Genomic DNA, 14,015 nt, shown 5'->3' on the forward strand with positions numbered 1-14,015 from the left:
TGAACGAATACTCAACATATTCGTTCACCACTTTTTAACATACACTTCGTTAAATTGTATTGATAAAGAAAAATGGATACATCTTTAGTATAAAGCTATGAACTGTACCCATTTATTTAACGTTTTAGGTCGGTTAAATATCACTATGCTTTTCATTAAATCGAGTTGTTGGTGGATTTTATCACCAACAACTCGATTTATCATAGAAACTAAAAAAGACACCCGAAGGTGTCTACATAGATTAGTTTTGTCCCAAACCGTATTTTTTGTTGAATTTGTCCACACGTCCGTCTGCTTGAGTGAATTTTTGACGTCCTGTATAGAATGGATGAGAATCAGAAGAAATCTCAACACGAATCAATGGGTATGTGTTTCCGTCTTCCCACTCAACAGTTTCAGAAGATGATTTTGTTGAGCCAGATAAGAATTTGAAACCTGTTGTTGTATCCATGAATACAACTGGTTGGTAATTTGGATGAATATCTTTTTTCATATTTATTTTCTCTCCTTTTGCCCTGAATTATTTGCTAAAACAGAGTTATAATCTGTCTAATACAAATGTATTTAAACATCTGCTATATAGTATCATGTTATGCAATAAAATGCAACCATAAACTTTACATCTCGCGGCGATTTTTACCGACGATGTTGATTTCTTTACTTAAATATTTAATACGTTCCATTAAGCGTTTAGCTTTTCTTTCATCTTCAATGGTAACACCTTTTAAATGTTCCTCTAATAAAGCAAAAGATAGATTTGATGTAAAAAATGTTGGTAATTGTTCACGCATGCGATAATCTAAAATCGTCATTAAAATATCATCTCTTACCCATGGCGTCATGCTTTCTCCACCAATATCGTCTAACATTAAAATCGTTGATTTTTTAATGACATCTAATTTTTGTTGGACAGAATTATCTCCAATCGCTGCTTTTAATTCCACAACTAAACTAGGAAAGTGTGCTAAATAACTAGAAACACCTCTACTTGCTAATTCATTAGCCAGACCACCAATCATATACGTTTTACCGACACCATAAGAACCGTATAAATACGCTCCTTTTATAAAGTTATTTTTTGTTTGTGTATATTCATTACAGAAATCAATAAAATATTTTAATACATCTGCTCGGGCTTTCGTTTTGTCTAGTGATGCAAATGTAATATTTTTTATATTTCTAGGCATTTGTAATGTTTGAATACGATTCGATAGTTCTCGTCTTTCTTCTTGTGCTAAAAAATCAGCTGTCGGTTGATAGGCAACATCAATAAATCCAACATTCATGACTAATTTTGGTTCAAAACCTGGATTTTGGGAGTAGCCACTTTCTTTAATGCGTTGTTTTTCTTTCATAAATTCATACAATTTAGCATAACTATTTTGTAAAATATCTTCTGATAATATTTCTTTATTTTCTAAAATAAACGCTTGAATCTCAGCATCTTTTTGAATGTCTTGAATTAAATCATTATATCGTTGTTTGAATTTATCTGAATAAACATATTTTTTTAAATGATTTTGTATAGAATCCATTTGTCATCTCCTATTTCAATGTGGATAAAATATTGTTCCACTCTTCATCATCAATCGGCGTGTCTTCATCATTTAAAGCATTCTTTTCTTCTTCGGTCATCTTAATTTGCTTCACATTGCCTTTTTTTGAACGTACAGATTTTGAAGACGGTACATCCCGTTTTTGTTCTCTTGTTTGTAAATAAGCCATCGCCATTTCTACTGTTGTAATATGTTGTTTTACCCAATCATTTGCTACCTTATCAACATAACTAGCAGATAATGTATCGTGATTTAAAACAACTAATATATAATGAACTAATAAATTAACAACCTCTTGATGAAAACCATACTGTGTCATTAACCGTTCAATAAGTTTTAATTCATTTTGAGATACTTGATAATATAATCCTGACGCATTTTGCTGATTCTTTGCATGTTTAATGTGTTTTAAAAACTCAGCCGGAACCGTATTTTGACACAAAGTCATCAACGCACTTTTTTTATCCGTATGCCCCACGGCAGTTTCACTTAAAGGTGTTATTTCTATTTGAGTGCTACTCTTTGATTGGTTTTGCATCGCATTTCTAACTATTTGATATAATTTATCAACATCAATCTTGTTTGTTACCATATCATGAGATTGTAAAACATAATCTCTCATATCAAGTGGCTGAATGCCATAAATATGATGTAATCCTTGAATAGCATATTTGACTTGAGCTGTTAATTGTGTTGGTAAAATATATGACCCTTGTAATAATTGATGAAAAAATGTCCAATCAAAATCTTTGTCATCTAAAACGAGTTGTGATTTCTCCTGACCAATCACACTATGAAAATCACTTGTATACACCTTTAACTGTTTACCAAATAGTGCATGAAAAGAATATGAAATATCCTGATAGTCCTTTGTAGATACACTTTTAATCATGTACATATCTTTTAAAACATTGAATTGATTTTCCCCAACTTGCGCTACTAATAAACCACAATAAACCGGGTCACTAAAAAATGTTTTTGGTGATACTGGTGTACACACTTCATAAATATATTTATCTTGCTGCTCTACTTGAGTAATATACGTTTTCAATAAACCAATAGCTTCTAGACGAATACGTGCATCATATAGTATTTGTGTACCAAAATGCAACATATCAAAAATCGTCTTATGCTGTATTCTTTGTGGGCAATTCACTAAAAATAAATATAAAGCCGTTGCAGATGCTCCAATAATTGGTTGATATAAAGATAGCACAACTTGTTTATCTATATCCGTGATAGTATTTAATTTTTGTATAAAAATATAATCTCTTGGACTAATATCTTTTCCTAAATACGTCATCTGCTTTTCTCCCTATTATTGTTGTAATCTTCTTGCTAATTCTTCTAATTCTTGTAAAAAACGACTTTTATCTGTAAATTGACGGTAAACACTTGCGAAACGAATATAGGCAATTTCATCAATCTTCGCTAATCTATCCATTACCAATTCACCTATTTCAGTCGTAGATACTTCACTTTCACCAACATTATACACTTCAAACTCAACTTCACTCACAATTTTTTCCAAAACTTCCAATGAAACCGGACGTTTTTCGCACGAACGTACCAATCCTCGTAACAATTTTTCACGATTAAAATCTTCACGGTTCCCATCACGTTTCACAACGAGTAGTGGCGTTCTTTCAAGTCGTTCAAATGTTGTAAAACGATGTTTACATTCCTCACATTCTCTACGACGTCTAATGACCGTATTATCCTCAGCCGGACGACTATCAATTACTCTAGAACCTGTATATTTACAACGTGGACATTGCATGAATTTTCTCCTTATAAATGACTAATATTATGTCTATTATATCACATTTTCTGTTTTTCTAAATATGCAATGACTTGTTTTTCTGTTTCTTCGATTGTTCCAGAATTATCAATCACATCATCCGCACATACTCTTTTTTCCTCGATAGGCATTTGCGCTTCAATCCGTATAGATGCCTCCTCTAACGTATACCCATTTCGCTTCATCAATCGTTCTAATTGTTTTTCTTTTGGTATATAGACGACTAAAACAGAATCCACTTGTGTATCATAACCGACTTCATACAATAAAGGCATATCAATAAAGACAACCGATGCTGTTTGCTCTTTTTTCCAATTTAAAATAGCCTCAAACACATACGGATGAACAATACTATTAACAAGATGTCTTTTCTGTTCATCTTGAAAAATAATCGTCGCTAGTACTTGACGATTTAGTGTTTTCTCAGACGTTAAAATTTCTGTTCCAAAAGCAGTTGCCAATGCTTGTAATGCCGGTGTACCTTTTTCTACGACTTTTCTAGCAATTTTATCCGTATCACACACAGGAACACCTCGTGCCAAAAGTATGTTAGTGACTGTTGACTTCCCTGTCGCAATACCTCCTGTTAACCCAATGACTTTCATTATCCACCTCTTTTTTATGCCTATTTATCTTATCTTTTTCTCATATAACATTCAACTCTATTTATAAAACTAGTATAACAAAAAAAGCCGATTAGAAAAACTCTAATCAGCTAGTAGACGTTAAAGAGCAGTTCACATACTCCTTAACTCGTGCCTGTATCCGACAGTGTGAGTTACCTCACGTGCACGCTACTTTGATTTGTAACCTTTTTGTGATATGCCTATCACGGTTACGCCTCGACCCGTCGCATGAGTTGAAGTATATCTTTTTTTAAGATATTTGTCAATGTGTAAGAAAAAAGAGAGTAAAATCTACTCTCTTTTCATCATGGGTATAAACGATTTAATAATCTTGGGAATGGGCTGGCTTCACGGATATGTTCTGTTCCACTAATCCATGTTACCATACGCTCTAAACCTAATCCAAAACCAGAATGTGGTACTGTTCCGTATTTGCGTAAATCTAAGTACCAACCATATTCTTCTAAACTTAAACCAAATTCTTGAATTTTTTCTTTTAAACTATCATAGTCAATATTACGTTCGCTACCACCAATAATCTCACCATATCCTTCTGGAGCAATCATATCTGCATTGATCACTACATCGTCACGTTCTTCATGTAGTTTCATGTAGAATGGTTTAATACCTTTTGGATAATTTAAAATAAAGACTGGTTTTTCAAAATGATTAGCAATAAATGTTTCATGAGGTGAACCAAAATCTTCTCCCCATGTGATATCATCAAAACCATTATCATTTAATAAAGTAATAGCTTCATCATAAGAAATACGTGGATAAGGTAATTGTGTATATTTTTTCAATACTTCTACATCACGTTCTAATGTGTGTAAAGCTAACTGACAATTTTCTAAGACATTTTCAACTAAGAAAGCAACATAGCGTTCTTGAATAACTAAACTTTCTTCATGTGTTGTAAATGCCATTTCTGGTTCCATCATCCAAAATTCAATTAAATGACGACGTGTTTTTGATTTTTCTGCACGGAATGTTGGTCCGAATGAGAATACTTTACCAAATGCCATAGCTGCAGCTTCCATATATAATTGACCACTTTGTGATAAATATGCTTTTTGATCAAAATAATCTGTTTCAAATAATTCTGTTGTGCCTTCTGGTGAACTTCCTGTTAAAATTGGTGGATCAATTTTAATAAACCCTTCTTTATTGAAAAATTCGTATGTTGCACGAATGATTTCATTTCTAATTTGCATCACAGCGTGTTGTTTACTTGAACGTAACCATAAATGGCGATGATCCATTAAGAAATCTGTTCCATGCTCTTTCGGTGTGATTGGGTAATCTCCACTTTCACCAACAACAGTTAATCCGGTCACCAATAATTCATACCCCAATTTTGAGCGTGTATCTTCTTGGACAATTCCTGTTACTAAAACCGATGTTTCTTGTGCTAAGTTTTTTGCGATGTCAAAAACCTCTTCACCGACATCTTGTTTTACAACAATCCCTTGAAAATATGTTTTTCCATCACGTAATTGTAAAAACGCTATTTTCCCACTACTACGTTTATTCGTTACCCATGCACCTATTTCAACGGTTTGACCGACGAAATCTTTGGCATGATTCATTGTAATTCTTTCCATTGTATACTCCTTCTAACATTGCTTTCTTATATGTTTCTTTTATGTTCATCTATAAAACGTGCTATACGGCGTGCTGCTTCGATGAGTTGTTCACTATCTCCTGCATAACTCAAACGAATACAGTCATCCATACCGAATGCATCACCCGATACTACCGCAACATGAGCCTTCGTTAATAATGCATCTGCAAACTCTTTAACAGAGTCATATCCTGTTAAACGTGCTGCTTCTTTTACATTTGGAAACAAATAAAAAGCACCTTGTGGTTTTGTTAATTTAAACCCTTCGATTTGGCTAATCAAATTATAAAACAAATGCAAACGTTCTTCAAATACTTTTCTCATCTCTTCCACAGGTTCTTGTGTACCTGAGTAAGCTGCAACACCTGCATATTGGCTAACAGCCGTTAAATTACTCGTTTCATGACTAATAATTTGTCCCATTGCACCAATAATATCTTTATTTGTTGACAATGCATAACCGATACGCCAACCTGTCATCGCATAACTTTTTGCGACTCCATTTACAATAATCGTTCGACTTTTTATGCTTTCTGACAGACTTGCCATAGAAATAGCCTGAGTATCCCCATAAACTAAACGATAATAAATTTCATCAGAAATAATGAATAAATCATGTTGAACAGCCCATTCTCCAATTTGCAATAACTCTTCTTTTGTATAAACACTACCTGTTGGATTATTTGGAGAATTGATAATAATAGCTTTTACATGCGTTAAGTCTAAGGCATTTAGTTGTTCCACTGTTACTTTATACTGTTGTTCAAAAGTTGTTTCTACAAATAATGGAACACCACCTGCTAATTTAACTTGTTCACTATAACTTACCCAGTACGGTGTTGGAATAATCACTTTATCGTCTTTGTTTAGCAGTGCTTGGCACAAAACAAATAAAATATGTTTTGCACCTGTACCTACCACAACGTCTTGTGGTTGATATGTAACACCGTCATACTGTTTATGAAAATCAACAATGGCTTGCTTTAGAGGTAAAATACCCGTAGCATTCGTATAATGATCTGAGTTACCTTCTTTAATTGCTTGAATAGCAGCTTGTTTAATATGTTGTGGTGTACTAAAATCAGGTTCTCCTAGCGTTAATTGAATGACATCTATCCCTTGTGCAATCAATTCTCTAGCACGTTGTGCACTTGCTAGAGTTGCAGATTCTTGGATATTTTTTGCTCGATTTGATATAACCATGAATATCTCCCTTTATATTGTTTTAATATGTTGGATAATCTGTCCAGTTTTTGCAGATATACGCATATAACCAAGTGACACTTGACTAGATTTATATGACACTTCCCAAATAGGTTCATTTTTCATCAAGCCTAATGTGACATTTAAAATTTGAATGGTATTTTCTTCGTTCATTGCCACTTCTTTTGCTTTGTCTTTATCAATTAATTCAGATGTTTCGTAAATTTGTGCTTGACTACTTTCTACGTCAATGACAACATATATTTTTTTATTATCTTGACTATCACCGTATAACCCGTATACCGTTTTATCAAACTGATACAAATAAAAATCATCAATTTTTTTCATAATACCATCATTGAAAACAAGCTGAGCTGCTTCTTGTTTGGCTTTATTATACGGTGATAATAATGTTTCTATGGTAGATACTGTTAAAATCAGCCCGACAACAAAAACAATACTTACACCTATCAATATTTTTTTCATATCATATCCTCTTTAATATATGTGCTACATCTATTCTATCATTGATTTAACAATGTTTCTAGCGTTGCAGCTGTAATTTGACAATCTTGCACTAAATTTTCTTTAATTTCATCTTGATAAGGACTATTTATCATACGTTCATCTAGCACAATCATCTCTCCAGTGCTCTGTGCCATTTGTCGAATAAAATAACGCATCGTCATAATCATTTTTGGTAATGCTATTGTTTTAAAATAATGCTCTGTGCCATTTAATAAAAAATGTTTGCTAACTTGTGCATGTATAGAATCTGGTGCTTCAAATGGTAATCTAACAATAATCGCACGTTCAATCAAGTCGTATTTTGGTTGAATGAGTTGCCATTGATGCCATGTGACATAAACAGCATGAGATGTTTCACCTAATTGTAGCCATACTTTTTTAGAATTGGCATGCTCAATGATTAAAGCCTGTGTTTCCATCTCTTTTACTTTTTCTAAAAAGCTCGTTGAAGGGACGATGATAACTGTGTTTTTAATGGGTAATTTTTCTAAAAGACGTATGGTTTTACGCACTAATAAATTTTCTTTCACATATATTTTAGGCACATAATCAGTTAGAACATGTAAAGGAACTAATGGATTTGTATGTGTTGTTTTCATGACATTTTTATCCAGCTGAGTATCGCCAAGCTGTTTTTCTAAATAATCAAATGTCGCTTTATTATCCATGCTAATACTTGTATAAATCAACTTATCAACAAAGGGATACACATGCTCTTGCATAAAGTGAGCACTTGTATATTTTTGACAAATGCATTCATAGTGCATGTATATATCTTGTTTTTTTATCAACATCGTCATATAGTCATCTGATATTTCAGTTTCTAGAACAGATTCAAGATATTGTGCTCCTTCAACAATTTTCATTAGCCCCGAACCTTGTTTTATTTTTGCATTAGCAATGACTTGTTTTAATGTATCAAAACTTTCTTTTAAAGAATACAAAATTTCTTTCTTTATTTGACTTAGTTTATCAATATAAACGGTTTTAATCATATCATCTTCTGGATAAGGCATAACTGGATATTGTTTTTTTAGTAATGTCATGAATGATCGGAAACCAGCGAGCACTTTATCGAGCATAAGCACAATATCCATTGCTTCTTGTTTATCAGCGTCTAATTCATGTTGATATGTATGCATATAGCGTCTTACTTCTTGATAATAACGTGTATCATATAGTTTGGTTTTAAAATACTGTGTTAATGTATCATTAAAATATTGCACATCGTCAATAAATACATTTACTTTTTCAATTTCTTTTAAAGTATCGAGATACGCCAGAAAATCAAGATGTGTCGACACGACACATGTCGATTGTTTTATTTTTTGTACTGCTCTATCAAAAAAATAAGTATTTTCAGGATAAGCGTGCGTTAATCGATAAAGAAATTTATTGGGAAAATCCAGTTCTTCTAAATCACCTGTTTGTGTTTGAGTTAACCACACTAACACACAACATAAATAGCGTACTTCTTGAAAAGTCAATTCTTGTGGTATCGTCAATAAATATTCTAAAGCATTTAAGTCTAGGTAATATTCTTTTGTTTTAAAATAAGGCACCTGATAAAGTTGTGAAATACTTTGCGCCAATTCTTTGTGATGTACTAAAACAAAGGTTTTTTTATTTAAAGATGATAAAATCGAAAATACATCGTCCCACATGCGATTTGCTTCATGTTGTTCTAATAATTTATGTTTATTGTCTGTTTCATCTAATAAATAGTCCAATAGCTGTTGTTTTAATACTGTATTTTCTGTAAGTATTGTATGAGATTCTGGCTTTATCACATCAGTCTGCGGAAAGAAACTATCTGCTTCATAGTCTTTTATATCGTCAAAAAACAAAGACATGGTGTCTTGTTTTCTTTTTAGTAAATCGGAAATTGTTGTACGGGTTTTATCATCTAATCTTCCAAAATCGCTTTGCATTTTTACAAATAACTGTGCCGTTGCGAATGCATCCTCACCAGCATTATGCTCATGCTCTAATAAAATACCATGTACTGTCGTCAATCGCTTCAACCCATACGATTTTTCCATTGGATAAATAATTTTTGCAAGTTCAATTGTATCAATACGAGGCATTGAAAAATTCATAATACCTACTCGTTCAAATTCTTTTTTTAATAAGCCATAATCAAAATGAACATTATGTGCTACAAAAATACATCCTTCAAGTAATGTATATAAATAATCCGCAATATCACTAAATAAAGGCGCATCTTTCACTTGTTTATTTGTAATACCCGTTAATTCCGTAATATGAGATTGAATGGATACTGGAGGTTGTACGTCAAAACATAATGCTTGTTCAATTTTATGTTCTTCGACAAGCGTTATACCGACTTGAATAATATGTCCTACTTGCCCAGAAGAAATACCTGTTGCTTCTAGGTCAACAACTGCGTATTTATGCATCATAACCTCCTTACTCATTTACTCACTTTCGCCTTATTTTACTAAATTTTCATATAAAATACTAGAGCAAACCATTTTGCTACCTTGTGCCTATAATAAATTGTGTTGGCGGAAGTAAAATCTATCAATACAATTTAGCAAAGAACCAATAAAAAGTGGTAAACCGACTCGCTAAGATGTCAATTTACCACTTCATTTACTGCTTTATTGATGTTTATTTATTTTAAATTAGAACCCACCCATACTAGATCCACCACCAAATCCACCTGATGAACCACTACTAAAGCTGCCACCTTCTCCGTGTGAATTGATAGATGCTGCAGTTGTATTTGCTTCATTTATAGATGATGTAAAATCATTCATAAAAATATGATTATAGAAAAGTGGTGTTGTGCTTGGATTACCAATCGTACTAGGTATGCCCTCTGGAAACACTCTATTTAAATGAGCAATAACTTCTGTAGCTACGCCTAAAGACGTTGCATATACTAAAATATGATCCCAAATGACAATGGATTCAATCTCAGCACGATTTAATGAACTAATATCAAGAAGCATCTGTTTAAAAGCATTCCATTGTGCAAGTTCATATTCTTGCTGTTTTGTTCGTTTTACACTAAATGTACGATTTAACAAAACAACACCAGCACTTGCCAATAACACAAAGCCTACAAAACCAAAGAGCAAATATTTAAGACTAATAAAAAGTGTTGCAGCTAATACACAGACAACAATGGCATTGGAAATAACTGTGTATGCAGAGCTAAAACGTGTCTTTGTATCTGTATATTCGAATGGATATTCTTGTACAGCATCTTCAAATAAATCCATAGAGTCATTATAAAATTCTGGATGTTCATCGGCATAGTCTTGAATATCTTCTAAATAAACAACGGATTTCCCTCTACCAATATCATTAAAAATAAAATCAATCAACACTTCTTCATGTTCGTACAATGTATCTGGTTCTTTCACTAAGGTAAATCCATAACCATTTCTACCATCTATAATGCGAACACATTTTTTACGAACTAAATCTAATAGAGTTGCCCCAACATCTTCACTTGCTATATAATCATTATAAATTTTATCTGTCATAATAGCAGGTGTAATATCTTTTGGAATATCATATAGATGATTTGGTACATAAGGGATGCTTTCTTTCCATTTTTTATATGGTCTAATCACAAAAGGATAGACACCTATCAATGTTAGTCCTAAAAAACCTGCAATATAAGGTGAAACCGTTTCAGCCATTTGTTTGTTTTTAAGACGCTCTGCTTCTCTTCTCATTGGCTCTTGTGCTAAATAGGCTTCCTCAGCAATGATTTTGTCCCATTTATTTTCATTTATTAAATGGGGATTGCTAGCTGTAACACTAGGCGGAAATAAGACATGTGCTTCAACAAACTGCCCACTTGAATTATGGCTTGTCGTTATTGTGACACCTTTATAGTCATCATCAATCTTCACTTCTCCATTACCACTTCCACCATGCGCCCATGCACGTAAAGTTTCTTTCGTTAAAGACTGTGGCAATGTTATATGAATATGTATGTTTTCTTGAGGAATTTCAAATCTTTTCCCAATCAATTTTCGATTAAATTCGGCTGCATCTAAATAATTGATAATATAATGCTTTAATCTATATTTAAAAACAAGACGTTTTTGTGTATCTTCCATTGGTAGAAAGATTTTAAATTTCAAATAATCACCGTTATTATCTAATAAATACGTTTGTGGATTTTCAGACTTATTTTGTGTCAATGGTATCAATTCATTATTTTCAAGTAATGATACGGATATATCTTCTATTTGTGTTTTATTTGACCCATCTTCTCGTTTATCTAAATTATAAAATACACCATTATATTTTCCATAAGCATCATAAAGAATACTTTCCGTTATATCGACATCACCATTTTCCTGTATTTGTGCATCAATTTGATAATCTTTTATCGTTAGATCTCTTGCATAACTCACTTGAAAAGGTACTATAAACAAAAATAAACTAAAGATAAAAACCCATTTTGTATATTTTCTCATTTTCTTCACCCCGTACTTTCTACACTATAAGTATAGCATAAATCGGAGGTGAATAATCGTACTTTAGGTGTATTTTATGTTGCAAACACGAAGGAATATAAAAATGTAAAGCATGCAATATGAACGACTAAAAACAGAAATGCTCCACATATACATATCGTGCGATGATGTTTTCATCTCAATGCACTCATCGCCAATACAACACTGGATACAATAATATAGTGATGATACATTTGAACGTTCATAAATGCGAAAATATCGCATAAACACATCACTAAAACTATTGCATAGACCTTTTTTTCATTTTTGTTCCCACTTTCATTTTATTCCCCTACCTCTAACTTTATATTTCATTATCACTGTACGCAAAAGCCTGATAAATATACCAATACTGTATTTTATCTGACTTCACGCTATTATTTCACCAATGTATCAATGTCTTGTTTAATGGTAGACAAAGTCGTTTCTGCTGTTTGTAAATCTTGTGCTTTTACACCAATGTAAAATTTGATTTTTGGTTCTGTTCCACTTGGGCGAATAGCAACCCATGTCCCGTCGGCTAAAAGATATTTTAAAACGTCTGATTTTGGCATATCTAATGGTTTCACATCTCCATTTTCCAACGTGATTGTCGATGTGGCAAAATCTTGTGTTTCGACAATTTGAATACCTCCAAATGTTTGGAGAGGTTCTTGTCTAAATTGTGTCATTAAGGCTTTGATTTTAGCAATACCTTCAATACCAGCAAGTGTCACAGAAATTGTTTTTTCTAAGAAGTAACCGTGTTTTTCATATAGTGCTTGTAAACCGTCATATAATGTTTTGCCTTGTTTTTTATAGTATGCAGCTACTTCTGCAATCAATACTAATGCTTGAATGGCGTCTTTATCACGAACAAATGATTTGACTAAATAACCATAGCTTTCTTCAAAACCAAACATAAAAGTTTTACTTCCGTCTGCTTCATATTGTTTAATTTTATCGGCAATAAACTTAAAGCCTGTTAATACATTAACCATTTCTGCACCATAAGATGTTGCAATTGCTGTTGGTAATTCACTAGATACAATAGATTTTGCAATAACACTATTTTCTTTTAAAGTACCTGCTTGTTGATGTGCATTTAAAATGTAATCGACCATTAAAGCGGCAATTTGATTTCCTGTTATTACTTGGTATTCGCCATTTGGTAGTAAAACGGCCGCACCCAAACGGTCTGCATCTGGATCAGTTGCCACTAAAACATCCGCTTGTTTTTCTTTTCCTAGTGCAATAGCATAATCAAACGCATCAGCATCTTCTGGGTTTGGCAAGCGTACTGTTGAAAAATCAGCATCAGCTACGGCTTGTTCTGGTACAAGATAGACAGATTCAAAACCTGCTTGTTTTAATGCTTTTTCACCAAGCATTTGTCCTGCTCCATGAAGTGGTGTAAAGACAAGTGTCATTTTTTGACTCATTTCTTTTACAAGCTCTTTATTGATTGTCACAGTGTCTACCTGTTCTAAATAACGATTATCCAGTGCATCTGATTGCCAGTGTAATAGATTTTGTTCCAGTAATGCTTCTTCTGATAACACATCAATCGTCAATGGATTATCAATAGAACGAATAAATGTTGTTAATGCATCGGCATCTTGTGGTGGCATTTGTCCACCGTCTTGTCCATATACTTTATAACCATTGTAATTAGCTGGATTATGACTTGCTGTTATCATAATACCGGCAAATGTTTTTAATTCACGTACCGCAAAGGATAATTCTGGTGTTGGTCTTAATTCTTCAAAAACATAAGCCGGAATACCGTGCGTGCCTAATACACGAGCCGATTCAATCGCAAATTCTTTTGATTGATGTCTAGAATCGTAGGCAATGGCAACACCACGTTGTTTTGCTTCTTCCCCAACACTTTCTATAAATAAGGCTAACCCTTTTGTTGCTTGTCGAACTGTGTAAATATTCATTCGGTTAATACCTGCACCTAGAACACCACGCATACCTGCCGTCCCAAAACTAAGCGGTTCATAAAAAGCATCTTCTGCTTGTTTATCATCATAACAATTTAAACTTTCTTTTACTTTCTCATCTAAATTATCAAAATTTTTCCATTGTTCATAGGTTGTTTCCCAACTCATACAGTAAAACCTCTTTCTATTTTTTGTCATTAAAACGTTTTATTTTTGTTATTTATATTTTATTATATTCCTTGAT

The 14,015-nt window shown here is 32.9% G+C and carries 11 protein-coding genes; all 11 read right to left on the minus strand.

The window, feature by feature from the left end:
- Window positions 1–241 precede the first annotated feature (241 nt).
- A complete protein-coding gene (locus tag GMA06_RS04750) occupies window positions 242–493 on the minus strand; it encodes a type B 50S ribosomal protein L31 (RefSeq protein WP_163546245.1) in 252 nt (83 codons plus the stop codon).
- A 124-nt stretch (window positions 494–617) separates the two neighbouring features.
- Window positions 618–1,535, minus strand: coding sequence for a primosomal protein DnaI (gene dnaI / locus GMA06_RS04755; protein WP_163546246.1), 918 nt, complete (start codon window positions 1,533–1,535; stop codon window positions 618–620).
- A 10-nt stretch (window positions 1,536–1,545) separates the two neighbouring features.
- Entirely contained in the window at window positions 1,546–2,859 is a 1,314-nt protein-coding gene (locus GMA06_RS04760; protein ID WP_163546247.1) for a DnaD domain protein, read from the minus strand.
- Between the two features lie 15 nt (window positions 2,860–2,874).
- Window positions 2,875–3,336, minus strand: coding sequence for a transcriptional regulator NrdR (gene nrdR, locus GMA06_RS04765; protein ID WP_163546248.1), 462 nt, complete (start codon window positions 3,334–3,336; stop codon window positions 2,875–2,877).
- A 41-nt stretch (window positions 3,337–3,377) separates the two neighbouring features.
- Window positions 3,378–3,962 carry a dephospho-CoA kinase gene (gene coaE / locus GMA06_RS04770; protein WP_205426229.1) on the minus strand — a complete coding sequence of 195 codons (585 nt, stop codon included), beginning with the start codon at window positions 3,960–3,962 and terminating at the stop codon, window positions 3,378–3,380.
- 326 nt (window positions 3,963–4,288) lie between these two features.
- On the minus strand, window positions 4,289–5,587 hold the full coding sequence (asnS, locus tag GMA06_RS04775; RefSeq protein WP_163546249.1) for an asparagine--tRNA ligase: 1,299 nt from the start codon (window positions 5,585–5,587) through the stop codon (window positions 4,289–4,291).
- A gap of 26 nt (window positions 5,588–5,613) precedes the next feature.
- Window positions 5,614–6,810 carry a pyridoxal phosphate-dependent aminotransferase gene (locus tag GMA06_RS04780; RefSeq protein WP_163561863.1) on the minus strand — a complete coding sequence of 399 codons (1,197 nt, stop codon included), beginning with the start codon at window positions 6,808–6,810 and terminating at the stop codon, window positions 5,614–5,616.
- Between the two features lie 12 nt (window positions 6,811–6,822).
- Window positions 6,823–7,296, minus strand: a complete 474-nt coding sequence (locus GMA06_RS04785) for a DUF5590 domain-containing protein (protein ID WP_163546251.1) — start codon at window positions 7,294–7,296, stop codon at window positions 6,823–6,825.
- Window positions 7,297–7,334: 38 nt separating this feature from the next.
- Window positions 7,335–9,758 carry an exonuclease domain-containing protein gene (locus GMA06_RS04790; protein ID WP_163561864.1) on the minus strand — a complete coding sequence of 808 codons (2,424 nt, stop codon included), beginning with the start codon at window positions 9,756–9,758 and terminating at the stop codon, window positions 7,335–7,337.
- Between the two features lie 228 nt (window positions 9,759–9,986).
- Window positions 9,987–11,804, minus strand: coding sequence for a DUF2207 domain-containing protein (locus tag GMA06_RS04795; protein WP_163561865.1), 1,818 nt, complete (start codon window positions 11,802–11,804; stop codon window positions 9,987–9,989).
- Between the two features lie 416 nt (window positions 11,805–12,220).
- The gene (locus GMA06_RS04800; RefSeq protein ID WP_163561866.1) at window positions 12,221–13,939 is read right to left on the minus strand and encodes a phospho-sugar mutase; all 1,719 of its coding nucleotides are present in this window, start codon (window positions 13,937–13,939) and stop codon (window positions 12,221–12,223) included.
- Between the last annotated feature and the right edge of the window lie 76 nt (window positions 13,940–14,015).

The organism is Granulicatella sp. zg-84, assembly GCF_010892375.1.
Lineage (GTDB): Bacteria > Bacillota > Bacilli > Lactobacillales > Aerococcaceae > WM01.

Coding starts and splice junctions, on each gene's coding strand:
- GMA06_RS04750 (WP_163546245.1), bottom strand. CDS start 493: ATGAAAAAAGATATTCATCCAAATTACCAACCAGTTGTATTCATGGAT.
- dnaI (WP_163546246.1), bottom strand. CDS start 1,535: ATGGATTCTATACAAAATCATTTAAAAAAATATGTTTATTCAGATAAA.
- GMA06_RS04760 (WP_163546247.1), bottom strand. CDS start 2,859: ATGACGTATTTAGGAAAAGATATTAGTCCAAGAGATTATATTTTTATA.
- nrdR (WP_163546248.1), bottom strand. CDS start 3,336: ATGCAATGTCCACGTTGTAAATATACAGGTTCTAGAGTAATTGATAGT.
- coaE (WP_205426229.1), bottom strand. CDS start 3,962: ATGAAAGTCATTGGGTTAACAGGAGGTATTGCGACAGGGAAGTCAACA.
- asnS (WP_163546249.1), bottom strand. CDS start 5,587: ATGGAAAGAATTACAATGAATCATGCCAAAGATTTCGTCGGTCAAACC.
- GMA06_RS04780 (WP_163561863.1), bottom strand. CDS start 6,810: ATGGTTATATCAAATCGAGCAAAAAATATCCAAGAATCTGCAACTCTA.
- GMA06_RS04785 (WP_163546251.1), bottom strand. CDS start 7,296: ATGAAAAAAATATTGATAGGTGTAAGTATTGTTTTTGTTGTCGGGCTG.
- GMA06_RS04790 (WP_163561864.1), bottom strand. CDS start 9,758: ATGCATAAATACGCAGTTGTTGACCTAGAAGCAACAGGTATTTCTTCT.
- GMA06_RS04795 (WP_163561865.1), bottom strand. CDS start 11,804: ATGAGAAAATATACAAAATGGGTTTTTATCTTTAGTTTATTTTTGTTT.
- GMA06_RS04800 (WP_163561866.1), bottom strand. CDS start 13,939: ATGAGTTGGGAAACAACCTATGAACAATGGAAAAATTTTGATAATTTA.